At 40.3% G+C, this 25545-nt stretch carries 19 protein-coding genes and 1 pseudogene; 9 read left to right on the top strand and 11 right to left on the bottom strand.

The features are described 5' to 3' along the window. Positions 1–150 precede the first annotated feature (150 nt). Positions 151–981, bottom strand: a complete 831-nt coding sequence (locus WA256_RS20005) for a CvfB family protein (RefSeq protein WP_335993093.1) — start codon at positions 979–981, stop codon at positions 151–153. Between the two features lie 2 nt (positions 982–983). Next, the gene (locus WA256_RS20010; protein ID WP_054551932.1) at positions 984–2309 is read right to left on the bottom strand and encodes a DEAD/DEAH box helicase; all 1326 of its coding nucleotides are present in this window, start codon (positions 2307–2309) and stop codon (positions 984–986) included. Between the two features lie 199 nt (positions 2310–2508). On the opposite strand from WA256_RS20010, the gene trhO reads away from it, so the two are divergent. From trhO to WA256_RS20040, 6 genes are all read left to right on the top strand, one after another. Then, positions 2509–3516 (top strand): oxygen-dependent tRNA uridine(34) hydroxylase TrhO, encoded by a 1008-nt coding sequence (gene trhO, locus WA256_RS20015; protein WP_335993095.1) that lies wholly within the window; start codon positions 2509–2511, stop codon positions 3514–3516. 161 nt (positions 3517–3677) lie between these two features. Beyond that, on the top strand, positions 3678–4106 hold the full coding sequence (locus tag WA256_RS20020) for a hypothetical protein (RefSeq protein ID WP_062564447.1): 429 nt from the start codon (positions 3678–3680) through the stop codon (positions 4104–4106). A 131-nt stretch (positions 4107–4237) separates the two neighbouring features. After that, entirely contained in the window at positions 4238–5254 is a 1017-nt protein-coding gene (locus WA256_RS20025) for an efflux RND transporter periplasmic adaptor subunit (protein WP_414628175.1), read from the top strand. A gap of 2 nt (positions 5255–5256) precedes the next feature. Further along, positions 5257–8334, top strand: coding sequence for an efflux RND transporter permease subunit (locus WA256_RS20030; protein WP_335993097.1), 3078 nt, complete (start codon positions 5257–5259; stop codon positions 8332–8334). 84 nt (positions 8335–8418) lie between these two features. Then, complete coding sequence (locus WA256_RS20035) at positions 8419–10317, top strand: DUF294 nucleotidyltransferase-like domain-containing protein (RefSeq protein ID WP_062564445.1); 1899 nt, start codon at positions 8419–8421, stop codon at positions 10315–10317. Further along, entirely contained in the window at positions 10317–11024 is a 708-nt protein-coding gene (locus WA256_RS20040) for a 3'-5' exonuclease (protein ID WP_335993101.1), read from the top strand. Before WA256_RS20035 ends, WA256_RS20040 begins: the two co-directional genes overlap by 1 nt. A 101-nt stretch (positions 11025–11125) precedes the next feature. Here the strand turns inward: WA256_RS20040 and WA256_RS20045 are convergent, their stop codons facing one another. From WA256_RS20045 to WA256_RS20065, 5 genes are all read right to left on the bottom strand, one after another. Continuing rightward, positions 11126–12700, bottom strand: coding sequence for a BCCT family transporter (locus WA256_RS20045; RefSeq protein WP_063527756.1), 1575 nt, complete (start codon positions 12698–12700; stop codon positions 11126–11128). Positions 12701–13031: 331 nt separating this feature from the next. After that, complete coding sequence (gene asnB / locus WA256_RS20050; protein ID WP_199529653.1) at positions 13032–14699, bottom strand: asparagine synthase B; 1668 nt, start codon at positions 14697–14699, stop codon at positions 13032–13034. 369 nt (positions 14700–15068) lie between these two features. Beyond that, the gene (locus tag WA256_RS20055) at positions 15069–16004 is read right to left on the bottom strand and encodes a biotin-dependent carboxyltransferase family protein (protein WP_335993105.1); all 936 of its coding nucleotides are present in this window, start codon (positions 16002–16004) and stop codon (positions 15069–15071) included. Next, positions 16001–16669, bottom strand: a complete 669-nt coding sequence (gene pxpB, locus WA256_RS20060; RefSeq protein ID WP_335993107.1) for a 5-oxoprolinase subunit PxpB — start codon at positions 16667–16669, stop codon at positions 16001–16003. The genes WA256_RS20055 and pxpB overlap by 4 nt, the downstream gene beginning before the upstream one ends. 152 nt (positions 16670–16821) lie before the next feature. Beyond that, complete coding sequence (locus tag WA256_RS20065; RefSeq protein ID WP_269407993.1) at positions 16822–18345, bottom strand: leucyl aminopeptidase; 1524 nt, start codon at positions 18343–18345, stop codon at positions 16822–16824. Between the two features lie 157 nt (positions 18346–18502). Here WA256_RS20065 and msrA point away from each other — a divergent pair, with 157 nt between their 5' ends. Then, complete coding sequence (msrA, locus tag WA256_RS20070; protein ID WP_335993110.1) at positions 18503–19780, top strand: peptide-methionine (S)-S-oxide reductase MsrA; 1278 nt, start codon at positions 18503–18505, stop codon at positions 19778–19780. A gap of 61 nt (positions 19781–19841) precedes the next feature. Here msrA and WA256_RS20075 read toward each other — a convergent pair whose 3' ends face one another. The 3 genes from WA256_RS20075 to WA256_RS20085 all read right to left on the bottom strand — a co-directional run bounded on the left by WA256_RS20075 (position 19842) and on the right by WA256_RS20085 (position 23246). Beyond that, positions 19842–20306 (bottom strand): hypothetical protein, encoded by a 465-nt coding sequence (locus tag WA256_RS20075; RefSeq protein WP_335993112.1) that lies wholly within the window; start codon positions 20304–20306, stop codon positions 19842–19844. 195 nt (positions 20307–20501) lie between these two features. Then, positions 20502–20921 carry a hypothetical protein gene (locus tag WA256_RS20080; RefSeq protein ID WP_335993114.1) on the bottom strand — a complete coding sequence of 140 codons (420 nt, stop codon included), beginning with the start codon at positions 20919–20921 and terminating at the stop codon, positions 20502–20504. Positions 20922–21203: 282 nt separating this feature from the next. Then, positions 21204–23246, bottom strand: a complete 2043-nt coding sequence (locus WA256_RS20085; RefSeq protein ID WP_335993116.1) for a winged helix-turn-helix domain-containing protein — start codon at positions 23244–23246, stop codon at positions 21204–21206. 221 nt (positions 23247–23467) lie between these two features. Between WA256_RS20085 and WA256_RS20090 the strand changes: the two genes are divergently transcribed. After that, complete coding sequence (locus WA256_RS20090) at positions 23468–24844, top strand: serine hydrolase domain-containing protein (protein ID WP_335993118.1); 1377 nt, start codon at positions 23468–23470, stop codon at positions 24842–24844. A gap of 227 nt (positions 24845–25071) precedes the next feature. Continuing rightward, a pseudogene (locus WA256_RS20095) lies at positions 25072–25404 on the top strand (GNAT family N-acetyltransferase); the annotation flags it as partial. Positions 25405–25436: 32 nt separating this feature from the next. Here the strand turns inward: WA256_RS20095 and WA256_RS20100 are convergent. Beyond that, on the bottom strand, positions 25437–25541 hold the full coding sequence (locus WA256_RS20100) for an IS3 family transposase (protein ID WP_138602026.1): 105 nt from the start codon (positions 25539–25541) through the stop codon (positions 25437–25439). Positions 25542–25545: the final 4 nt, after the last annotated feature.

Consider the following 25545-nt stretch of genomic DNA (forward strand, 5'->3'; position numbering starts at 1 on the left):
AATACAGTGGATTAAGCCATTCAGGTCTCGGGGTAGCTCCCCATAATAAGGCCGAATATACGTGAACTTGCTATTATCAAATTACACTTTGAATTTTCTTGCCTTACAGGGGGAGTCCATATACGCAACTCGCAACTCGCAACTCGCAACTTATTTCAATCTAATCGACGTTGCTTCAATCTCGATTAAACCTTGCTTAAACAAACCGCCAATGGCTTTTTTGTAGTTTGCTTTACTGGTTGAGAAAGTCTTTTTAATTGCTTCAGGGTCTGACTTATCACCTAGGTGAAGTACGCCGCCTTCGGCTTTTAATTTAGCTAATATTTTTTCGCCTAAGTCGTTTACTTTACCCATACCTGGTTTTTCAAGTAGTACGTCGATTTTGCCGTCTTCACGTACTTTTTGAATAAAGCCTTTTAAACGCTGGCCAACAAATAGTTTTTTAAATACGGTGTTGTAATAAACAACGCCAATGTGGGCTTCGTTTACGAGTACTTTGTAGCCTAAGTCTGTTTTACCGGCAACGATTAAGTCAACTTCTTCCATTACAGAGTAAGTTGGTTCTTCTTTCGATAAAAACTTATTAAAGTTGCTCGATGCACAAATACGTTGGCTGGCGTTATCTAGGTATAAGCGTACAAGGTAAGAAAAGCCGTCTTTCATTTTTGGCTTTTGTTCGTTGTATGGCGCAAGTACGTCTTTTTCGAGACCCCAATCTAAAAACGCACCAGTGCTATTAATTGCTTTAACACGTAGTAGGGCATATTCGCCCACTTCAGCTAAAGGTTTTTTAGTAGTGCCGGTTGGGTGACCTGCGTGATCTAAGTAAATGAATACTTGCACGCTGTCGCCAGCTTCTAGATCGTAATCAATTTCTTTGCTTGGTAAGAATACTTCGCCTAAATCACGGCCATCTAAATAAGCACCTTCGTTAGACATTTCTTTAACGAAAAGGGTTTGTGTGGTTCCTAAAATACTCATTGTTATTCCTGTTCTGGCTTTTTCTTACGGCGCATTGGAGCAAAACCATCTACATCAATTGGTGCTTGAATAGGGGCTTTAGGCTTTTTAGGGGCTGCTTTGCGTTTTGGTTTTGCAGGTTTAGCAGCCACTTTTTTCTCTGCTTTTTTCCAAACTGTGTTTGGTTTTTTCTCACGCAGACCTTTAAATTTACCAACAAGGCCGTCAACGGTGAAAAAGCTTAATTCATCATTTAAAAATGCTTTAATTGCTTTGTAGCTTGGCCAATCTTTCGGGCCTACTAACGAAATAGCGGTGCCTTTAAAGCCTGCGCGACCAGTACGGCCAATACGGTGCACATATTCTTCAGCATGCTTTGGGAGGTCAAAGTTAATTACGTGAGTCACGCTCAATAAATCAAGACCACGCGACGCAACATCGGTGGTGATTAAGATTTTAAAGTTTTCACGGCTGAAGGCGTCCATAATTTCAAGGCGCTTAGCCTGTGTTAAGTCACCTGCAAGCGCTTGCGCTTTAAAGCCTTTATCATTTAATAGCTGGCTTAAACGTTGAGTATCTGCACGTGTTGCGGTGAAAATAATGCATTGGCCAACATTGTCTTGTTTTACAAAGTGCTCAAGTAGGGCTTCTTTGTGATCTAGATGATCAGCTAAATAAAGTTGCTGAGTAATGTCACTATGTTGCTCGTTTGATGCACTTAACAGAATTTGTTTTGGTGAACGTAAAAGGTTACGTGATAGGGCATCAACTTGTGCATGGTCAAGGGTTGCTGAAAACAATAACGTTTGACGTAAACGGTGATCAGCAAGCTCGTTGATCATTTTAACTTGATCGGTAAAGCCTAAATCTAAGATACGGTCAGCTTCATCAAAAATTAACAGCTCTAAGCCTGAAAGCTGTAATGAGCGTTGACTCAAATGGTCAGCTAAACGACCCGGTGTGCCCACTACAAAATGAGGGTCTTTACGCAGTGCTTTAATTTGGTCATTAAAGTTTTCACCACCCAGTACTTTTACAGCACTAATGTTTGTACCGGCGATTAATAGCCTTAATTGGCTGTACACTTGGGTTGCTAATTCACGGGTAGGCGCAACGATTAAAACGCGAGGGTCGCGTTTACTGAGTGCTTTTTGTTTCATTACACGCTGTACAGCAGGTAATAAAAACGCCAGCGTTTTGCCCGATCCTGTTTTTGACTGTGCAAAAATATCATGGCCTGCGATAGCTGTTGGTACCGCGTGAGCTTGAATGTCAGTGGGCTGGGTGATGCCTTGATGCGCAAGTTGTTTTTCGAGGCGTGTATCAATCCCAAGTTCAGTAAAATGCAATGCGTAATCTCCGATGAGCAAAATTTGTAAATCCTGTTCATTATAACGCACTTGCCTCACTTGGAGACAGTAAAAACACAGCTATTTCGCATCAGTTTTTGCAATTATCACTAATTCGCGTAAAATACGCGCCCTCAATGCGCCGGATTTGCGATTCGGTTAACGCCCCACATGGGCATTTAAAGCAAAAGGTAAAACCATGACTGCTGTTCATAAAGACAATGTAACTAGCGAGCACTTTGTTGTTTGCGCACTTTACAAATTTGTAGCCCTTCCTGATTTTGAAGCGATCCGCCAACCACTACTTAAAGTAATGGAAGACAATGAAGTACGCGGTACTTTGTTACTTGCGGCTGAAGGTATCAACGGTACTGTTTCTGCTAAACGTGAAGGTATCGATAACCTACTTGCATGGTTAGATTCACAACCAAACCTAGACAACATTGTGACTAAAGAGTCATACGATGACGAATGCCCGTTCTACCGTACTAAGGTAAAACTGAAAAAAGAAATCGTAACTATGGGTGTTGAAGGTATCGACCCACGTGAAGTAGTGGGTACATACGTAAAACCAGCTGATTGGAATGCATTAATTTCAGACCCAGAAGTGATTCTTATCGATACGCGTAACGATTACGAAATTGAGATCGGTACTTTCCAAAATGCGGTTGATCCAAACACTAAAACATTCCGTGAATTTCCAGCATGGGCAAAAGAAAACCTAGACCCAGAAAAGCACAAGAAAGTTGCTATGTTCTGTACCGGTGGTATTCGCTGTGAAAAATCAACTGCGTACATGAAAGAGCAAGGCTTTGACGAAGTATTCCACCTTGAAGGCGGTATTCTTAAGTACTTAGAAGAAGTACCAAAAGAAGAAACCATGTGGGAAGGTGAGTGTTTTGTATTTGATAACCGTGTTGCGGTAAATCATGACTTACAAAAAGGTTCTTACGACCAATGTCATGCATGTCGTATGCCTATCACTGAAGAAGAAAAGCAAAAGCCTGAATACATGGAAGGTGTATCGTGTCATCACTGTCACGACAGCCTAACAGAAGAGCAACGCGCACGTTTTGCTGAGCGTCAAAAGCAAATCGAATTAGCACAGGCGCGTGGTGAAGGTCACATCGGTAACGAAGCGCAAAAAGTTCTTCGTAAGCGTAAAGAAGCTAAAAAAGCGCAAAAAGAAGCGCAGCGCCAACAGTAATTCTTAGCTTTATGAATTGATAGAAACCCCAGCATAGTCTGGGGTTTTTTATGTCTGTTCGTTTTTGCTACACACAGTTTTTTACACATCTTAAACAGTCTCTAACTGATGTTAGGAATAGTATCCAACTTAAGCTTTTATACTGATGGGATGAGAATAGAATGAATAAATTACTGCTAGGTTTACTATTTTTAGGTGGCTGCGCGACACAAGGGGTAGATAGAGCCGACCAAAATGTGATGATTAAACGCTTTTATGCAAAAGTGACATCGGTTCAGCCGGTTAAGTTATCATCCAACGTTAAAACGGGTATAGCAGCAGGCTCTACAATTGGTTTTGTTGATCAGTTAGATGGCAACCACGAAGAGATGATTGCAGGGGCAGTTGCAGGGGCACTTGTTGGCGGCCTAGTAACTGCTATATCAGAAGGTAGTAATGAAGCTTTTGAGTATTCATTAAGATCAGAGCAAGAAGGTAGTTTTACACTAATTCAAAAGGAACAAATAACTGATCAATCTGATTGTGTAGAGGTAACCATAGCAAGCGAAGCACACTTAAAAGAGGTCGATTCATCACATTGTCGTTTCTAATTAGAAAACACATGCGATGTATGCGTTTATTTCACCTTGGCTAATTGTTTATTAAACGAAGTCAGCTTTTTATTGATCACAAAGCTGTTACACTTCGTAACAATTAAAACGATTCTTATTTAGGTGAAATTTTGACAATTGGCAAATTACATACATGGACTTTAATTGCCTGTATTAGTTGTGTTTCCGTCGCAGAGGCGGCTAATGTAGTTGTAGAATCAGTGTCTGTTGAAAAGTCTAAACAACAGATAAAAGCAGTGGGTAATGCTGAAGCGATTCACTCAGTCACTCTTTACCCAGCCGTTGGGGACAGAGTCACCGCTGTTTACTTTAAACCAGGCGATAACGTTGCCAAAGGTGACTTACTATTAGAGCTTGATTCACGTAGACAAAAAGCAGCGTTGATCGAAGCCGAAATTACTTTAAAAGATGCTGAGCGCACCATGAAAAGGCTTGAAGAAAGCCACGCTCGTGGTGCGGTGCCACAAAGTGATTTAGATGATGCGAAAACACTTTATGAGCTTGCAAAAGTCCAGTTAATGCAAGCGAAAACAGAGCGTGAAGACCGCGAAGTTCGTGCTCCTTTTAGTGGTGTTATGGGTTTAACTGACGTTGAAGTAGGCGATAGGATCACAACCCAAACAGCCATTGCGACTATCGATGATATTTCTGAGCTTTATATCAACTTTAATGCCCCAGAGGCCGCTATCTCAGTGCTTAAACAAAAATCTTCGGTCGAAGTGGTTCCTTGGTTAGGCGATAAAGCTTACATTGCTCAGGTGGCAGAGCTTGATTCGCGTATCAATGCGCAAACCCGCACTCTTAGAACAAAAGCCAAACTTGATAATAATGCCCAACAATTTATGCCGGGTATGAGCTTTCGTGTACACATAAATATTCTAGGTGAAGAGCTTGCCGTAGTACCCGAAGCTGCAATGATGTGGGGGGCAGCAGGCCCTTACGTATGGAAGAGTGTCGATAAAAAAGCAACTCGTGTTGATGTAAAAATTGAGCAGCGTTTAGCTGGGCGTTTACTAGTCTCTGGAGGCTTAAACGAAGGTGACTTATTGGTGACAGAAGGAGTTCAGCGCTTAAGACCTAATCAAGAGCTTAATTTCATCAATGAAGTGCAGCTAGCCAAGGAGTAATGATGAAACAGCAACCTATGATGGAAGACTTACCATCAATGGCGATACGTCGCCCTGTTTTAATTGTGGTACTTAACTTACTCATTATTATCGCCGGTATTGCTGCAATAGCAGGGGTTGAAGTACGTGAGCTTCCTGATGTCGATAGACCACGTATTACTGTATCAGCGTCTTTCCCTGGTGGTTCACCGGAGACCGTAGATACCGAAGTAACTAGTAAGCTCGAAGGGGCGGTTGCTAGGGTAAGTGGTGTAAAGTCGATTCGTGCGCAAAGTGAAGAAAACAATGCTCGTATCGTGGTTGAGTTTCGCCCTGGTGTTAATTTAGATGATGCTGCAAACGAAACACGCGAATCGGTAGCCCGTGTGCAGAGAGAATTACCCGAAGAAGTTGAACGGGTATCAATTATTAAAGCCGATAACGACGCCGAAGCGGTTGTATCGTTAACGGTATCAAGTGATAGCTTATCCCTTGAGGCGTTGACAGAGCGTGTTGATGTTGACTTAGCCCCGCAGTTTTTAACCATTCCTGGTGTTGCCGATGTTCGTTTAAATGGCGACCGCGAACGGGTTCTTAGAGTGCGCATCGACCCACTTAAGCTAAGCAGCTTTAACCTTACCGTACCAGATATTGCCGAAGTACTTCGTCAAGCTCCCTTTGATGTGCCTGCGGGTAGTTTAAAATCAAGCGATCAACAGGTAATCGTTCGTGCTGATGCAACGTCAATTTCTGCTGAACAAGTAGCTGATATCATAGTTCGAGATGATACCCGTATTGGCGATGTTGCGGCTGTTTACTTTGGCCCAGCTGATCCGCGTTCATTCGTAAGGCTTAATGGTACACCTGTGATTGGCATGGAAATTATTCGTCAGGCGCAATCTAATACCATTGAAATTTCTGATGAAGTGCTAACTTTAATCGAGCGTATGCGAGTGCGTTTTCCTGAAATGGAATTTACTTTAACCTCTGACGATGCGCAGTTTATCAGAAGCTCAGTTGATGAAGTTATTAACTCCTTGTTACTAACCGTGTTGTTAGTGGTGATCACACTGTGGGTATTTATTGGTTCATGGCGCGCAACGCTGGTTCCTGCATTTGCGATACCTGTGGCATTAATTGGCTCTTTAGCACTTATTTGGGCGCTTGGTTTCTCAATTAATATTCTTACCTTGCTTGCACTCGTGTTAGCTACTGGCCTAATTGTAGATGATGCCATTGTGGTAAGTGAAAACATTCAACGTCAGCGGGGCTTAGGTCTTGGTCGCCGTGCAGCTGCAGTGGTTGGTACACGTGAAGTATTCTTTGCTGTTGTGGCAACAACCGCCGTATTAGCTGCGGTGTTTGTGCCAATTGCGTTTTTACCATCAACAGCTGGGCGACTATTTAGAGAGTTTGGTGGTGTATTAGCTGGCGCTGTGATCATATCAAGCTTTGTAGCGCTGTCTTTGGTCCCTGCGCTGACATCAAAACTGAAATTAAAGCAGGGCGGTTTTCATCCATTTGCAAAAGTTGGCCATGTGTTAGCCGCTGTTTATAAGCGCACAATACATGGTGTACTTGAACATGCATGGCTTACCTTCTTTGCATGTTTGTTGGTTGCTGCAGGCTCTGGGGCACTGTATTTCAATTTAGATAACGAGCTATTACCAACAGAAGATCGCGGTAAAATTCGTATTTTTGCCCGTGGTCCTGATGGTGTTGGCTTGAACTTTATGGACAGGCAAGCAGTGCAAATGGAAGATATCTTACTGCCGTATGTTGAAAGTGGTGATATTGAGTCGATTTACACTGTGGTTGGGCAATGGGATCCAAACATTGTATTTATTACTGTGCCGCTAAAACATTGGGACGAACGTCATTTTAGTCAGCAAGAAATTATCAATAAAATCCGTGAACCTTTAGGTAATATTCCTGGTGCGGCTGGTTACCCTGGTGGTTCAAATAGTTTGAACTTGCGTGGTCAAGGCGGTGGTATTGAGCTTGCCTTATTGGGCCAAGACTACCTCGAGATATTTAAAGCCGCTCAAGACTTCTCTGCTGAAATAGAAAAAGCAGTGCCAGAAGTAGCACCTGTACGTATTTCATATCAGCCGTCACAGCCACAATTACGCGTTAATATTGATAGACGTCGTGCTGAAGAGCTCGGTGTATCGCTCAGTGATATATCAGTAACGTTACGTGCTGCAATCAATGGTGATGATATTGCCGATTTAAACATTGGTGACCAATCAATCCCGATTATGCTGCAAGCACAAAACCAAACTATCACTAACCCTAGCGATTTAGCTAACTTGTATGTTGGTGGCCGCAATGGTCAGTTAGTGCCACTGAGTAGTGTGGCAACCATTACAGAAGAAGGTGTTGCCGCTGAGCTTGAGCGCCATGCTCAGCGCCGTGCTATTGAACTGAGTATGGAAATGCCAGAGGGCGTAACTATTGCTGAGCTGGTAACAAAAATTCGTGATATTTCAGAGCAATCTCTGCCTGCTGGCATCAGCTTAGCGTTTAAAGGTGAGGCATTAACCTTTGAAGAAACTGCCAATGAAGTATTAGTAACCTATGTTCTGGCCTTTTTAATTGTTCTTCTGGTATTGGCAGCACAATTTGAAAGTGTGAATAGCGCAATCGTTGTTATGATCACCGTACCGTTTGGCATTACATCTGCAATTTTAGCGCTGTATTTGACAGGTACATCATTAAACATTTACTCGCAAATTGGTTTAGTGATGCTGATTGGTCTAATTGCTAAAAATGCCATCTTGCTAGTGGAGTTTGCTGACCAATTACGTGACCAAGGCCGCTCGGTTAGAGTTGCGGTAGAAGAGGCCGCATTGGTTCGTCTTCGCCCAATCGCGATGACGCTAGTTTCAACCTTATTGGGTGCATTACCACTTATTTTATCTACCGGTGCAGGGGCTGAGGCTCGTAACGCCATTGGTTGGGTAGTATTTGGCGGTTTAGCACTTGCGGTGTTATTTACCCTCTATTTAACGCCTGTTATTTATCTTGGTTTAGCCCGCTTTACGAAACCAAGGGGAGATGAGTCGAAACTTCTGGCTGAAGAGTTAGAAAAGGCTTAATCCTACTTTATTGGCTATTTTTTCTTTGAAAAAATAGCCAATTACCCTCACAATTAAATCAAATGGTTTAATCTAGGTACGCGTATGCAAGCCGAACACGTCGATATTGCCCAATTTCTTGCTGATCATGCCCCTTTTGATGATCTTCCTGAAGAGGCGGTAAATAAACTCGCTGCACAAATCGAAATCGCTTATTTTCGCGCAGGCACTGAAATATTAAATTATGGCGAAGATATCGCTGATTTATATGTTATACGCAGTGGTGCTGTTGAAATGTATCGCCGTGATGGTGACTTATACAACCGTTTAACTATCGGTGGTATTTTTGGTTCAATGGGCCTTCTTATGAACCGTAAAGTGCGGTTTCCGGCAAAGGCGCTTGAAGATACCTTAGTTTATTGCATCAATGTTAAGTTGTTTAACGAGTTTTGTGATGAGTACGAAGTATTCGCCGATTTCTTTGAAGCTGATGGTAATGTGCGCCTTCACCAAGCAATTGTTGAACAGGCTGACAGCAACGATTTAACAACCGCTAAGGTTAAGTCGCTTCTTCATCGTGATGTTGTCACTGTGGCAAAAGATGCCTCTGTGCAAATGGTTGCGCAATTGATGACGCAAGAGTCGGTATCGTCTGTACTGGTTACTGATGCCGATAAACCAATCAGTGATGATCCTGATGACGACGACGGCCAAGTAGTTGGCATCATTACCGACCGTGACTTACGTACCAGTGTTATTGCTGAAGGGTTAAGTTACGAAGCGCCTGCCGCGCAAATAATGCAAAAAGACTTAGTATTGCTTGATAGCAATGCGTATGTGTTTGAAGCCGTGCTTGCAATGCTCAGAGATAATATTCACCACCTGCCTGTAGTCGTTAAGAAAAAGCCGATTGGCGTTATTTCGTTATCAGATATTTTACGCTACGAATCGCAAAGTAGCTTATTGTTAGTACGCGGCATATTAGCTCAGCAATCGGTTGAAGATTTAGCTCACTATGCAAGGCAGCTGCCTAATGTGTTTGTACGCATGGTTAACGAAGACGCTAACTCTCACATGATTGGTACTGCAATGGCTGTTATAGGCCGAACCTTCAAACAGCGCTTACTTGATTTAGCTGAAGAAAAGTTTGGCCCGCCGCCAGTTCCTTATTGCTTTATCGCTTTAGGTTCTATGGCGCGTGATGAGCAATTAATTGTGACCGACCAAGATAACGCCATCATCCTCGATAATAGTTTTAACGAGGAATTACATGACGAGTATTTTCAGAATTTGGCTGATTTTGTTTGTGATGGTTTAGCTGAATGTGGCTATAAGTATTGTGAAGGCGAAATTATGGCGTCATTTAAAAAGTGGCGTTTAACACGCGAGCAGTGGAAAGAACAATTTGCAGGTTGGATGGCCGAACCTAAACCGCAGGCTTTATTACATAGCTCGATCTTTTTTGATTTAGACGGTGTTTACGGTAAAAACAAATGGGCCGATGAGCTCAAACGCTTTATCGCAACAGAAGGGCGCAAGAATAAGCGTTTCTTAGCTAACCTCGCCGCTAACGCACGTAACAGAACACCGCCTTTAGGTTTCTTTAAAGACTTCGTGTTAGAGCATAATGGCCAACACAAGCGCTCTATGAACTTAAAACGCCGCGGTACTGCACCTTTATCTGATGTAATACGCGTGCATGCATTAGCGATAGGCAGTCGTAAACAAAATTCATTCGAGCGTTTAGAAGATATTATCGAAGCAAAACTACTCCCTGAAGGTAAAGCACAAGATTTACGAGACGCCTTAGAGTACATTGCCATGATCAGAATAAGACACCAAGCATGGCAAATAGAAAAGCTTGATGAAGCGCCAGATAACGACTTAGAGCCTCATTTACTTTCTCCTTTTGAGCAGCGAAACCTTAAAGAAGCGTTTGCCATTTTAGATAAAGCGCAGAGCTTCCTTAAATTCAGATACTCTGCCAACACAGGGATGAAGTAATGGCAAAACAAGGCGCAAAACTTGATTGGCCGACTCGGTATCAACAGTTATTAGCACAGAGCAAACAGCCACTGATTAAAGCGTTTTATGAATCAGCTATTTGTGATTTAAGCACACCAATTAGTGATGTTCCTTTCGTAGCGCTTGACTTTGAGACAACCGGTCTAAATTATCAAAATGACGATATAGTCAGTGTTGGTTTAATCCCATTTAATACCAAGCGTATTTTTTGTAAAGATAGCCAACATTGGATTGTTCAACCAAGGCGTAAGCTTGCTGAAGAGTCGATTGTTATTCATGGTATAACTCACTCAGAAGTGAGCGATGCACCTGATTTTTCAACGATTATGGAGCCTTTGTTAGCAGCATTAAAAGGCAAAGTGATTGTGGTTCATTTTGCGCCTATTGAACGGCACTTTTTATATCAAGCGTTGCAAGCTCGCTTAGGTGAAGGGCTTGAATTTGCCGTTATAGACACGCTTGATCTGGAAACGCGAGCACTCAAAGCAAAGCAGGGGTTACTCGGGCGATTGTTTAATTCTAAGATTGATTCTGTGCGCTTAGCTGACTCTCGCATTCGTTATTCGTTACCAGCGTATCAAAACCACAATGCGCTCAATGATGCTACAGCCACCGCAGAGCTGCTACAAGCGCAAATAGCTTACCATTACCGCCCAGATACGCCGCTAAGCGAATTACTTATATAGCGCTCGTAGCAACGACTTTTATTGGGTATTTGAATTTGAGCAAAGCTTATAAATAAAAAACGCCGCAAAAATGCGGCGTTTTTTATTATTTAAAGGCGTGTTTAGTGTCTTGGTTCTGTTCGTAAGCCAAGGAGTAAACTCACACACATTAATAGCAATACAAAGGTAAACGGCAAGCCAGTAGATACGGCGCCGGCTTGTAAGGCCTCGATTGCTTGTGTGCCACCAATCCAAACAAGTGCAGCTGCAATAGCGCCCTCGATTGTTGCCCAAAAGATACGTTGTGGCACTGGCGCGTCAACTTTACCACCGGCAGTGATTGAGTCGATTACTAATGATCCTGAGTCAGATGACGTAATAAAGAACACGAGTACTAGCACAATTGCAATGAATGAAAGCACTTGTGACATTGGCAGGGCTTCAAACATTTGGAACATAGCTAGTGGTACATCAGTTAAGCCTTTTTCACCTAGTACACCCACCTTATCAATAACTTGTTCAATAGCGATACCACCATAAATTGACATCCAGAAGATAGTCACAACAGTAGGAACTAGTAATACAGCAATTAAGAACTCACGAATTGTACGGCCTTCAGATACGCGCGCAATGAACATACCTACAAACGGTGACCATGAAATCCACCAAGCCCAATAGAATACAGTCCAGCCATGCATCCATGTTTCATCTTCACGACCATGTGGGTTACTTAATGGAATAATGTTTTCAACATAACCCATTACTGTATTAGGAAGGTTGCCAAATGCTGCAGAAAAACCAACAAGTGCAACAAATACAAGCAATACAAAAGCAATAAGCATGTTTACGTTACTAAGTAGTTTTACACCGCCGTCGATACCGCGGACAACAGAAATAACAGCAAGTAACGTCACACCTACAATAACGCCAATTTGTAAGCCTATTCCGCTATCAGTACCAAATACATGGTTAATACCTGCAGCTGCTTGTTGCGCGCCTAAACCAAGAGACGTTGCAAGGCCAAATAGAGTGGCAAGTACAGCTAGAATATCAATAAGGTGGCCTGGCCAGCCCCACGCTTTGTCACCTAAAATAGGGTAAAAAATTGAACGAATAGATAACGGCAAACCTTTGTTATAGCAAAAGAATGCGAGTGAAAGCGAAACAACGGCGTAAATTGCCCAAGGATGTAAACCCCAATGGAACATAGTTGCACCCATTGCCAGTTTGGCAGCTTCTGGCGTGTTTGCTTCAACACCAAGTGGTGTTTCATACCAACCTGTAAAATAGGCAACAGGTTCTGCTACGCCCCAGAACATTAAGCCTATACCCATACCTGCAGCAAATAACATTGCAAGCCAAGAAATACGCGAATGAGTTGGACGCGCTTCTTTACCACCAAGGCGGATATTTCCGTATGGTGAAACAATTAACGCTAAGCAAAACAATACGAATAAGTTTGCTGACCACATAAAAAAGCCATCAAAGTTATTAATAATGTCGTTCTTAATACCATTTAGGGTTGTTTTCGCTGTTTCAGCATCTGAAATAAGTGTTGCCACTAAGAATAGGGCAATTAATCCAGCACTAATGCCAAATACAGGGTTATGCACATCAAAACCCCATTTTTGTACATTGTCCTGTCCGACGGTGTAGTCGGTATTGTCGATACTGTACTTGTCATGATGTTCGCTCATGAATACCTCTTGTTGTGATTATATTTAGCAGAGAGCTAAACGGCCGGTTGGCACAAGCTTGACTATCTTATTTTTACGTATCAAACCCAAAAATAGTTTGTAGACTAATTAAATTTGTACCAAAGTTTAGTCTTTAGTGTAGGAGTTCGAAAAAAAATGTAAATGGTTTTGTCCCTAAACAGCCGAATAAATGCAGTTTTTTACGTTTTTTGTTGGAATTGTGAACAAATTGGGTCGGGAATGGAATAATTTGATGACAGTATTATTTCAAAGCAAATTATTTCAATTGAGAGGAAAGTGCTGCAAACACAGGGCTTGCAGCACAAAGTTACTACTTTTTGTAAGCGTCGTTATGAACACCAGCAGCACGACCTGAAGGGTCAGCATTGTTCTGGAATGATGCATCCCAAGCAAGCGCTTCAGGAGTAGAACAAGCAACTGATTTGCCATGCGGAACACATTTCGCGGCGGCATCACCAGGGAAGTGTTCTTCGAAAATACTACGATAGAAATACGCTTCTTTAGAATCAGGCGTATTGATCGGGTATTTGTATTTAGCATTAGCAAGGTCTTGATCGCTAACTTGTTCGTTCACATACTCTTTTAAAGTATCAATCCAGTTATAGCCTACGCCATCAGAGAACTGCTCTTTTTGACGCCAAAGTACTTCGTCTGGCAGGTAGCCGTCGAACGCTTCACGAATAATGTGTTTTTCGATTTTACCGTCTTTACACATCTTCGCTTCTGGGTTGATACGCATTGCTACGTCTACAAATTCTTTATCTAAGAATGGCACACGCGCTTCAACACCCCATGCTGCCATTGATTTATTAGCACGCAAGCAATCGAACATATGTAGTTTAGAAACTTTACGGTTAAGCTCTTCGTGGAACTCTTGCGCATTTGGTGCTTTGTGGAAATAAAGGTAACCACCAAATAGCTCATCAGCACCTTCGCCCGATAACACCATTTTAATACCCATGGCTTTAATTTGGCGCGCCATTAAATACATCGGTGTTGAGGCACGAATAGTTGTTACATCGTACGTTTCGATGTGATAAATCACTTCACGTAGGGCATCAATACCTTCTTGAATAGTAAAGTGAATAGGGTGGTGAACCGTACCAATCATATCAGCTACTTTTTGCGCAGCTGCTAAGTCGGGTGAACCTTCAAGACCCACAGAGAATGAATGCAGTTTTGGCCACCAAGCATCAGACTCGTCATTATCTTCGATACGTTTTGCAGCAAAACGCTGTGTGATAGCAGAGATAACAGATGAATCTAAACCGCCAGATAATAGAACGCCATATGGAACGTCACACATTAATTGACGTTTAACAGCTGCTTCTAGGCCTTCTTTAACATCGCTTGATTTAGCTTCGTTGTCTTTAACTGCGTCATAGCTTTGCCAATCACGGCTGTAATACTTACGAAGTTGACCATCTTTGCTCCACAAGAAATGACCCGGAGGGAACTCTTCAATATGTTTACAAATTGGCGAAAGTGCTTTTAATTCTGAGGCAACATAAAAGTTACCATGCTCATCATGACCCGTATAAAGCGGAATAATCCCGATATGGTCACGACCAATTAAGTAGGCATCTTGTTCTTCGTCGTATAAACAAAAGGCGAAAATACCATTTAAATCATCTAAAAACTCAGGGCCTTTTTGTTTATATAAAGCCAAAATAACTTCACAGTCAGACTGAGTTTGAAAAGTAAAATCAGTTTCTAAGCTAGCAGCTAGCTCTTTGTGGTTATAAATTTCACCGTTAACAGCAAGAATATTTGTTCGCTCAGGGTTGTACAAAGGCTGTGCACCACTCGATACGCCAACAATCGCTAGACGCTCGTGCACTAAAATAGCTTTATCTGATGAATACACGCCAGACCAATCTGGCCCGCGGTGCCTTAATAGTTTTGACATCTCAATTGCTTGGCTACGCAATTGAGCGGGATCAGATTTAATATCTAATACCCCAAAAATTGAACACATAGTGACTCCTCATTCCAAATATGTGCGCAGTTAACAGAATTTATATAACTGCGAATGTTTGTTTTAACAGAAATAATTACCTAAGTCACACAGGTTTTTTAATTAATTGAGAATAAAATATGCACCTGCAGTTACCTCTTTGCACCAGTATGGGGTAAGTGGTTAAAGGGTGAGCAGTTTAAATGCTTGATTTGTACAAATTGGATCATAATGAGTGTGGAATAGAGGCTTTTGTTACTAAATTCTCTGCACAGCTTTGGTGCAAAGGAATGTGTAGGATTTTTACCTTTTTAAATGTATAGACAAGCCATGAAGGCAACGCGAGCAAAGACTTTCTTTGCTCGCTTTTTAAACATCAATAAATTAACGCTATTTATTAATATAGTTTAGCGCTATCGCAAGTTGATTTAAGTGCGCAGTGAGCTTTTCTTGTGCCTCGTGGGCTTCGTTGAGTGTAACAAACTTAAAGTGAAGGAAATCGCCGGGCTTTAATTGTGCAAAATGACGAAGATCCGCTTCGATCACAGTGCCGAGCAATGGATAACCACCCGTTGTTTGCGCATCGTTTAATAGCACTATGGGTTCACCGTTTGGCGGAAGCTGAATACAGCCAGGAGCTACAGCCATAGAGGGTAATGAAACATCATGGCTGATATCACATTCATCACTTAATAGTCTTGTGCCCATGCGGTTACTATTAGGCGATACATGCCAAGAATGATTTATAAAGTTAACGATGGTGTCTTTTGGTAACAGTGCTGCATGTGGTGCAGCATGAATACGAATTTGTGTACTTTTAGGTGGTAGCATCGCGCCTAAGCCAACTTTGGTATTGTACCTTGGCGTTATATCAAAACTATCGCCAGCCTGTAGTGCTTTACCGGTTAAGCCACCAAAACCCGCTAATATATCAGTAGAATAAGAATCTAAAATGGGCTCAGGTAAATGCCACTCGCCGCCAATAGCAAGGTAACTTCTAAAACCATGACGCGCCGCATTAAACTTTAATACATCGCCTTTTTTTATGTAAAAGCTCCAGCCAGGATCAACAGGGTTGCCATTTACTGTGGCTTTCATATCTGTGCCGTGCAGAGCAATGTAGTAATCGTTATCGAACTGAATCTCGGCCAGACCCAAAGTGATCTCAATAACGGGGTTGTTATCGTCGTTGCCGACTAAACGGTTTGTAATAACTTGAGCGTAAGGGTCTATGCACCCTGATTGACCAATGCCTAAATGCCGAGAGCCTGTGCGGCCTTGATCTTGTATAGACATTTGCATGCCAGGTTTGATGATAGTGATCATTTTAACACCTCCTGAATAACAAACTCTAAAGTATCACCGGGTTCAATAGCACAAGGCGAGGCTGCATTGATATCAAACAGACGAAAATCTGTATGACCAATAATTTGCCAGCCACCAGGTGAGCTTTCAGGGTAAATACCGGTTTGATCGCCGCCGATAGCAACAGAACCTTTTGGAACAGAGAGCCTTGGTTCAGCATGACGAGGTGTGTAAAGTTGTGGATTTAAACCATCTAAATAAGCAAAACCGGGCTTAAAGCCTAAAAAAAGCACGTGGTATTTGGCACTGCTGTGCATTTGAGCAACATCATCAACAGAAAGATTATGATGTTTAGCAACATGCGCTATATCAGGCCCATATTCACCACCATAACGAGCTGCAAGTTTATGATGACGTGAGTTAAAGTCAGTGGCTTTAAGTTCGTGCCATTGTTCTAGTAATCGTGGCAGCCAACCAGCAAGTTGAGCGGGCTCTTTTAGATAAAGCGTTAAATTATTATTGGCAGGGACTACATCAACAAAGTCATCACTGCTTTGGCAATATTGTGCTAATGCCCATATTTTCTTTTGCGTAGTCAGTGTGTCGCTTGCTATTTCATAGGCATCAAAAAAGATGCTATGCGTAGTGAGCGCCATAATTTTAGGTGTACCATTGGTCGTCGTCATTGCGTATCAATCTTATTATTATCCCTTAATGCTTATTAGCATATAGGCTGTTTGTTGATGATGTAAATGTGTCTTTAGTGTTAATTAGAAAAACTCAAGACAATCAAGTGGCTATAGTAGCTTATAACCACTTGATAAAGTGCAATGCCTAATTACTGTGCGTTATTTAATAACCAATTAGATAGTAAACGTACGCCATAGCCTGTACCGCCTTCAGCTAATTCATCTTTTGCTTTAGAGTTTAGAGCGTTACCAGCAATATCAATGTGAACCCAACGTGTGTCACCGGCAAAGTTTTGTAAGAAACTCGCTGCTGTAGTAGCACCTGGGCCATGTGAACCGATGTTTTTAAGATCAGCAATGTCTGACTTTAACGCATCTTCATAACCTAGAGGTAAACGCCATAGGTTTTCGTTTACTTGCTTACCAGCAACAGTTAGTTGCTCTACAAGGGTATCGTCGTCAGAGAACACAGCTGCATAGTCATTACCTACAGCACGAATTTTAGACCCGGTTAGGGTAGCAACATCAACCATAATACTTGGCTTGTACTTGTCGCGGGCATACCACATTGCATCACTTAATACTAAACGGCCTTCAGCATCTGTATTTACAATCTCAACGCTTAAACCTTCGGCTGTTCTTACGACATCACCTGGCGCGACAGCAAATTGAGATACCATATTAGCTGCCATGCCCATAACAGCAACAACGTTTGTGTCGGCCTTAGCCAGTGCCATTGCTTTGACAGTACCTAATACTGCTGCTGCACCTGCCATGTCTGATTTCATGCGGGCGATTGAAGCACCTGTTTTAAGGCTGTAACCACCAGAATCAAAGGTAATACCTTTACCCACTAACGCAATAGGGGTATTTTTATTACCTTGATAATGAGCAACCACTAAACGTGCACCTTCTTCACTACCACGGCCAACCGCCTCAAGTGCACCCATGCCCAGCTTTTTCAGTTGTTTAGGCTCTAAAACAGTAATTTTAACACCTAACTTTTTAAGCTCTTTTGCCGCTTTAGCAAAATCAACCGGCGTCATTTCTGTTGCAACTTCAGACGTTAAGTCACGTGCTAAAAATACACCTTGTTCAATGCTTTGTAGTAGTTTATGCGTTTTGACCGCTTGGTCTAAATTCTCAACATCTAATGTGTAGTTAACAACATGGCTGTCTTGTTCTTTTTTGTATTGCTCAAAACGGTGGTCACGTAAATTTGCGCCATGTGCAAATTCTGCTGCATATTTAGCATTGATTGCGCTGTCTTTTAGCTCTGAAAAATCAAGGCTAACATTTGCCTGTTTAGCCGACTGCAATTTAGCGTGAACGTTACCACCTAGTTTTGCCATTTTTGCTGCATCTAGTTTTGGCTGGTCTCCTAAGCCAACAAGTAAGATGCGTTGATGGTCGCTACCGTTTGGTGCGATAACTTCTAACGTTTTGCCATAGCCTGCTTTAAAGTCACTAAATTCAATGACTTTATTTAGGTGAGTTTGGGTTTCTGGTTTTAAATAATTAAAGTTAGCAACTTGGCTATCTGTATCTAAAAATAAAACTAGGGTGTTGTCGTTCGGTTTAATTGATTTTGCAAAAGTGAACTCTGCGGCATTCACTTGCGTAGCAAGTGTTAATCCTAATGCAATAGCAGATAAGCTGTGTGCAATTTTCATTTTTTAATATCCCAATGTTAAAAAGCTGTGTTTTACCGTAAATAAGGTTAAGAGTTAAATTGTTAGCGGTGAATCGCTGTTTGCATGCGTTTAAGTTGAAATTATTAATACCTATGCTCGGTCTGTCTTAAATACAGGCTTTTAAGAGGAAATTAGTATGACAATTAAGTCGATGTTACTGACACTATTCACTTGCAGTGCCATTTTTACCACCAGCCCAATTAAAGCTGAAACAATGCCAGATAACGCGACAGGGCATATTGAAACCATTGTGCTTGGTTCGGGTTGCTTTTGGGGAGCAGAAAAACGATACGAAGCACTTGATGGTGTATTGGATGCGGTATCTGGCTATGCTGATGGGCATGGGTTTAAAGCGACTTACAAGAACATAACACGTAGCTCTCGACGCTTTGATAAAAACAATTATGCAGAAGTTGTTAAAGTGACATACAACAGTAACGAGTTAACAACTCAATCGCTTTTAAAGCATTATTTTGAAAATCATGATCCAACTCAGCTAAATCGTCAAGGTAATGATATTGGTACTCAATACCGCTCAACAATTTTGGTAAGTAATAATGAGCAACTCGAGATTGCCAATAAACTTAAAGATGAATACCAAAGCAAATTAACCGCAGCAGGCTACGGCAAGATTGTGACTGTGATAAAACCCCTTGATGCATTTTATGCCGCTGAGGATTATCACCAAGATTATTTAAAGAAAAACCCTAATGGCTATTGCCCTGATCATTCAACGGGCGTTGTATTCACACCAGTCGAAAAACAGCAGGTTGATAACACAGCCTTATTGACCGGTAAGCAAATTGTAGTGATAGATGCTAAAGGTTATTGCCCATACTGTGAAAAGTTTAAAAAAGAGGTCGCTAATGAGTACATGGGCTCGATACCTATGACATTCCGTCATGCTGATCAACTTGATGGCTTAACGATTAAAACGCCGACTTGGGCAACACCCACGTTATTATTTATAGAAAATGGCGAAGAGGTTTTTGGTCGCCAAGGCTATGTTAGCAAAGGTGAGTTTTACAAAGCCTTAGGGGCATTTAAACTAGGTGACAGTGAAGCCTTTAGAGTGGCGTTTCATGCCAGAACAGACAGCCCATTTTGTAAGCAATACGATATCTTTAAAAATACACCAGACGGTATTTTTATTGATAAGCTAAGTGGAGCGCCGCTTTTTGATACCCGAGATAGATTTAATTCAGGCACTGGCTGGCTTTCATTTACTCATCCTGTAAAAGACAGTGTAACTATGCATGAAGACAACAGCTATGGCATGCAACGTATTGAGCTTAAATCAAAAAGCTCGGGTATTCATTTAGGTCATTTGTTCCCTGGTGAAGGGCCAAGAGGTAAAGACAGGTACTGCATTAATGCAACAGTGCTTGATTTTGTGCCAAGAGATAAATCTTAAAAGGTAACTGATGTAAGAAAACCAGCCGACATGGCTGGTTTTCTTTTAGCCTGATGACTTATTACCACAATTTTAATTCCTGTTTCGCAAGATTTAAGTTAAACGACACAAGCTCATTATTATTAAGCTGCACAGCCTCATAAAAGTCAGCAATGGCCGCTGTATCATTTTTTGCCATTAGTCGAGCAATGCCTCTATTACTTAATGCATAAGACGTCAGCTCATTACGTTTATAATGTGGAGCATTAACCTCTTTTAGCATCGCGATTGCTTGCGAGCAATCTTGTTCAGCTTTATCAAACTGTTTTAGTTTCACACCCGCAACACAGCGGTTAAACGGCACGATATAGTTGTTAGCTTCGTTCATTGTCTCTAAAGAATTAGCAAAGTTGCCTTGCATAATTGCTTTTGAGCTTGCGTTATCGTCAACAACCATGAGTTTAAAGTCGTTGTTGTTGGCGAATACAAAATTTGAACAAACAAATAATATTAACCAAACGCAGGGTTTAAGATTTAATTTAAACATTGTTTTCTCCTTGTTTGCGTAAGCGTTGTGCTTACTCTATAAAGTTAGAAAACAGGATATAAAACTGACAAACGATATAATCGCACCCATAAGGTGAAGAAAAGTATTCTATAACGCAGATATTTTAGACGAAAAAAAGCCCGGTCAGAACACACAAGAACCGGGCTTTCGACAACAATTTGGTTGGGGTAACTTTTACAGCGCTAGGTTTTGTTTTGCGCGGCTTAAGTTGTGGTTAACAAGTTCGTTTCTAGAAATTTGCACTGCTTCATAAAAGTCAGAAAGAGCAGCAGTATCGTTTTCAGACATGATGCGTGCAACACCACGGTTACTAAGTGCAAACGATGTTAATTCACGGCGTTTGTAACCTGGTACTTTACTTGTGCTTAGAAGAGAAATTGCTTGTGTACACAGGCTTTCCGCTTCTGAAAAATTCTTTTCTTTAACGCTTAATGCACAGCGGTTGAAGGCAGTTTCGTATTGGCTAGTTGCATTGTCGTTAGATTGAGCTTGCTCAATAACCATCAGTTTGTAATCAGCTTGATCGGCTACTGCCATCGCTGAGCAAGTTAATAAAGAGCTAAGTGCAATAGTTTTTACAAGTGTTTTTAACATGATAGTTTTCCTCTGAAAAAGTTGGTGTTTCTTGCCAACGAGTGAACTTTAAAATATTCCTATAAGCTAAACAAACGATTAAATTAAAACTGATAGATGAAGAAATTTAATCTATAGAGTAATTACTCAATTCTCAGCGATTTAGTAGGGAAAATTAGAGAGGAGAGTGTCTGAAAATTACTATCAAACACAATAAGCTTTGTTTTGTGAATGCTATTTTTGTATTGATGTTATCAGTTTGGTTGAAAACACTTACTCTAGATCAGCTAGTTACGATTGAAGCTATTTATTTAAAGTAATATTCAAAACTAAAATATCTGCTGTATCAGTTTGTTCTTTGAGTAAGATAGTGTTACCGCTTATAGCAGTTATTTGACTACATAAATCCGCACAAAACTTTTTAAAATCAATACTTAAATTTTGAACACCAAGTTCATAATCGTAAAAATTCATTGTCCTAGAGTCGTTTTCTTTGTATTGAAGATAGAAGCCATTTTTAATTGGGTAAATGCTTGAAATAAAATGCGTATTATCAAATAGATTGGTACCAGAAGCAGTCATTACTTGGCCACTTGAAAAACTCAGTAATTCGTCGTTATGATTTAAAAAAATATCTTTATCTTTCAATTTCGTTTTTAATGACACTATTTCGTCAGTAACTAAATCAAATTTAACTATTTCATCATTGTGAGTGTTCTTATCAACAAACAAAATAGCATCTGACTGTTTATACCACCCGATTGGATACCCAATGATTCCATTTAACCATTCGATTGCGAACTGGTCTTCCTCTAGCTCAATAAGAAATGGTTTGTTATTTATACTGCTTGCGATACGTGTTCCAGAGTGGTCCCATATTGGTTTTGATAAAGCATATTCTTGCTCAGTGTTAACGAACAATAATTGTTCTTCCTCAGTCTCAATATGTTTAATAAAAAGTTGTGGAAGTCCATTTTTCATTGACATGTAGGCGATGAGTTTTTCATCAGGTGAAAGTGCAGCTTCTTTATCAATGGTATTAGAGTTTACGATTTTTATTGGAGTAGAGAGTGAATCTAAAGCGCTAATCAAAATATCTTGATCAGACTTAGCCTCAATAAAATACAATTTGTCCTTAACGATTTGTGGATAAATCAAAAAGTTATAGCTTTTAAAATTAAGAGTCGTTAATTGGCCGTTTAATTCAAGTTGTTTTAACTCACTGCCATTACTCAATAACAAAGAGTCACCATCGTTAAACCAAGTCATAAAGTGCCAGTTATGATCAATTTCACCGACTGATTCAAGGTTAAAACTCGATAAATTTAATAGTTTTACCTCCGAGATTGCATCTTCATTGAAGCCAATTATCGCTAATTGTTTCTGGTTAGGTGATAAAGCGAGCTTGTAGGGCTTGAAATCATCACTTGGTTGAAGAATTTCGTAAGAATGGCCAGTAATTAAGTTATGTCGATATAGGCTTACATTACGGCTGTGTTCGGAACTGTTTTGATTTGCTAAATAGAAAAGGTTTTCTTGTTCATCTATAAAAAACAAGCTGTTCCAGGTTATATCTGTACGAGAAAAGAGTTTTTCTTCGCTGATCACGTTCGCTTCTGTATCTAGTTGCAGTCGATTGAATGAAATACTCCCTTCATCTTGAAACGAATATACAAGCGTATTTGTATCTGTATCCCATGCAAGGTAGGTAAACGCTTTTAAGTCTGTACTTAATTCTTTATATGAATTTAATTGTAAATCTTTGATTAAAAGCCTTCGCTTATTAGGACGATTGGTATTTTGTATGTAAGCCATAAAACGCCCATCAGGACTAACTTGTAAGTAACGCTCTTTTTCATTGCTTGCAGTAATAGGCTTAAGATCTTCTAAAGAAATCTGTTTATCTTCGTTAAGGAAATTGAAAAGGAAGATAATGATAAACAAAGCAGGGATAATTAAGAGTGCTAGTTTTGTATTTTTTATCTGATGTATTTTTGTTAATGGGGTGCTCATTTTTTCATCAGGAAAACGTATTTCAGCCTCGAGACTATAGCCCCGTTTTGGGTGTGTTTTTATAATGTGCTTTTCTTCATCGGATAACGCTTGTCTTAGCAAAGCAATATTTCTGCGAACTGAATTAGGACTAAAAATAGCTTTTGGCCAAACATTAGCAAAAAGCATTTCGGCTGATAACACTTGATGTGGTTTTTGCGAAAATACTTCAAGAAGTGCCATCACCTTAGGCTCTACAACAACAACTTTACCATCTGTTTGAATTTCGCCAGTCTCAAAATTAACTAAAGAGTCATTAAGAAAAAATTGTTTTGATAATTTACTTTCACTCAAGTTGATAGTTATCCATTTGTTATTATTAGTTATTTTCAGCTTAATTTTTTCTTAAGCTTTTCTTAATCACTACTTCATCGCTTTTTGTTATTCGCAAAAGTAAAAGTATCGAAAGGCCAAGCGCCATATTATTCAATAAACAATAAAAGGAATGTAAAGTGAAGCGATATTTACTAATGCTCATATTTTTTATGTGTTTTATTAGCCATAAAGCACATGCAATGAAAGAGTTAGACTATAACAAATTGGCAAGTCAATTTATTACGGTTTTAAACACTAAAGATTTAGATGAGATCGAAAAATTTGTAGTAAAGAACTTCTCGCCAAATTCTCTTGCACGCTGGGAGGGTAAAGGTAAAGACCGTTATGTTGGGTATTCGATGAATGTTGCGCTTTTTCATGGAGAGTTGAGTGTTATTTCTACAGAACTTGATACGTCAACTAATCGCATCCGTCATATCAGTAAAGTTTATTCAAAGAATACAGATATGCAGCATCAAGTAGTGTTATTTTTTAATGATGACCAATTACAAGCAATAACAGGGTGGTCTATTGAAGAAACTCCACAAAACCAAGGTTCAAAAGGCTCTTTAACTGAGTCACAATTTATTGAAGAGATCAAAATCTATACTGATAAACTGGCGCAAAGAGGTAGTTTCTCTGGCACGGTATTACTTGCTAAAAATAATGACATTTTGTTCAGCGCTGCATATGGCTTTGCTTCACGTCGCTATGATGTGAAAAATAACTTAGAAACGAAGTTTCAAATTGGCTCAATGAACAAAATGTTTACTAGCGTCGCTATCTTACAGCTAATAGAAGCTGGCAAAGTATCGCTTGATGATCCGCTCACTAAATTTATTGATAAAAGCATTTTAGGGAAAGGTGATTTTAGCAAAATTAAGATTCGACACTTATTAAGCCATACATCAGGAATTGGTAATATTTCTGGCTATGACGAGATACAAAATAAGGTGCGCTCTCTTAAAGATATCCAACATTTATTCAGTTCAATTGATGCTACATTTGAACCCGGAACTGAATGGCGTTACAGCAATACGGGTATGGTTCTACTTGGTCAGGTGATTGAGAATGTAACTGGTGAAAATTACTATGATTACATAAATGAAAATGTATATAAAAAAGCTAACATGCAACAAAGCGGAAGTTATGACTTAGATGTGCCTGTCAAAAATACTGCCCGTAATTATTGGTTTTCTGTCGAAACTGGTCAAGTAACTGAAAATTTGATGTTTCAATCGGTAAAAGGGGGGCCTGCAGGCGGAGGTTATTCAACTGTAGGCGATTTACACAAATTCGCCATGGCAATGCAAAATGCTCAACTAGTAAGTCGTGAACTCTCTAATAAAGCCTTATCAGCAAAACCTGAGCTAAATGCACCAAACTGGGGATATGGTTTCTCAGTGAGAAGTTCAGCAGGGAATACAACTGTTGGTCATAATGGGTCCCATTTAGGCATGACAGCAAGGTTAAATATGTATCAAGAAAAAGGCTATATTCTAGTTGTTTTGGGGAATTTTCAATCTTCAGCATGGCCTGTTGTGGCAAAAGTAGATCAACTCATAAAGCGTTTGTAAAAATTCATTAAAAAGAGGGGCGTATTAAAGCCCCTTATGAACAACCTGCAAATCTATTATTGTTAAATTTAATAACAATGTCATGGTTTTACGTTGTGGTAGTGTTTGTGTCAGTAGGCTATATCCTGTTAAAAAAGCGTTTTAATTATATATGTAGCAATCGGTTAGTAACTTTGTTAAAACTGATCCTCTTAAATAACAGGTGTTAACATCATAAAGGAATACTGGTGCAAGGATATAAAATCAGCACAGATAAAACTGACCTCGATTTTGAAGTAATTTACGGTTTTATTTCAAAAAGCTATTGGGCGTCCGGAATACCAAGGCAGACGCTAGAAACAGCCATTTCAAACTTATTTAGTTTTGGTGTCTATGATAGCCATGATTATCAAATAGGTTTTGCCCGCCTCATAACAGACAAAGCAACATTTGCCTATCTTGCTGATGTATTCATAGTAGAGAGCCATCGAGGCAAAGGTTTGAGTAAGTGGCTTGTTGAGTGCATAGTCTCTCACCCAGAGCTTCAAGGCTTAAGGCGTATGGTATTGGCAACAAGAGATGTGATCTGACCCCGATAAAGTAGACACGGGGTTTAATTAACTTGTTCGTATTGCATGGGACTTTTATACCCAAGGGTGCCATGCCTTCTTACTGAGTTGTAGTATTTTTCAATATAAAAATACGTTTGTGTTGTCATTTCA

Origin of the sequence: Pseudoalteromonas sp. CH_XMU1449-3 (genome assembly GCF_037027245.1) — a bacterium.
GTDB lineage: Bacteria > Pseudomonadota > Gammaproteobacteria > Enterobacterales > Alteromonadaceae > Pseudoalteromonas > Pseudoalteromonas shioyasakiensis.

Excerpts from the sequence above, each read along its gene's own strand:
- pxpB (WP_335993107.1), bottom strand. The coding sequence starts at position 16,669 with ATGACGACGACCAATGGTACACCTAAAATTATGGCGCTCACTACGCAT.
- WA256_RS20030 (WP_335993097.1), top strand. The coding sequence starts at position 5,257 with ATGAAACAGCAACCTATGATGGAAGACTTACCATCAATGGCGATACGT.
- WA256_RS20005 (WP_335993093.1), bottom strand. The coding sequence starts at position 981 with ATGAGTATTTTAGGAACCACACAAACCCTTTTCGTTAAAGAAATGTCT.
- WA256_RS20035 (WP_062564445.1), top strand. The coding sequence starts at position 8,419 with ATGCAAGCCGAACACGTCGATATTGCCCAATTTCTTGCTGATCATGCC.
- WA256_RS20055 (WP_335993105.1), bottom strand. The coding sequence starts at position 16,004 with ATGATCACTATCATCAAACCTGGCATGCAAATGTCTATACAAGATCAA.
- WA256_RS20020 (WP_062564447.1), top strand. The coding sequence starts at position 3,678 with ATGAATAAATTACTGCTAGGTTTACTATTTTTAGGTGGCTGCGCGACA.
- WA256_RS20065 (WP_269407993.1), bottom strand. The coding sequence starts at position 18,345 with ATGAAAATTGCACACAGCTTATCTGCTATTGCATTAGGATTAACACTT.
- WA256_RS20040 (WP_335993101.1), top strand. The coding sequence starts at position 10,317 with ATGGCAAAACAAGGCGCAAAACTTGATTGGCCGACTCGGTATCAACAG.
- msrA (WP_335993110.1), top strand. The coding sequence starts at position 18,503 with ATGACAATTAAGTCGATGTTACTGACACTATTCACTTGCAGTGCCATT.
- asnB (WP_199529653.1), bottom strand. The coding sequence starts at position 14,699 with ATGTGTTCAATTTTTGGGGTATTAGATATTAAATCTGATCCCGCTCAA.
- WA256_RS20090 (WP_335993118.1), top strand. The coding sequence starts at position 23,468 with ATGAAAGAGTTAGACTATAACAAATTGGCAAGTCAATTTATTACGGTT.
- WA256_RS20080 (WP_335993114.1), bottom strand. The coding sequence starts at position 20,921 with ATGTTAAAAACACTTGTAAAAACTATTGCACTTAGCTCTTTATTAACT.
- WA256_RS20045 (WP_063527756.1), bottom strand. The coding sequence starts at position 12,700 with ATGAGCGAACATCATGACAAGTACAGTATCGACAATACCGACTACACC.
- trhO (WP_335993095.1), top strand. The coding sequence starts at position 2,509 with ATGACTGCTGTTCATAAAGACAATGTAACTAGCGAGCACTTTGTTGTT.
- WA256_RS20100 (WP_138602026.1), bottom strand. The coding sequence starts at position 25,541 with ATGACAACACAAACGTATTTTTATATTGAAAAATACTACAACTCAGTA.
- WA256_RS20075 (WP_335993112.1), bottom strand. The coding sequence starts at position 20,306 with ATGTTTAAATTAAATCTTAAACCCTGCGTTTGGTTAATATTATTTGTT.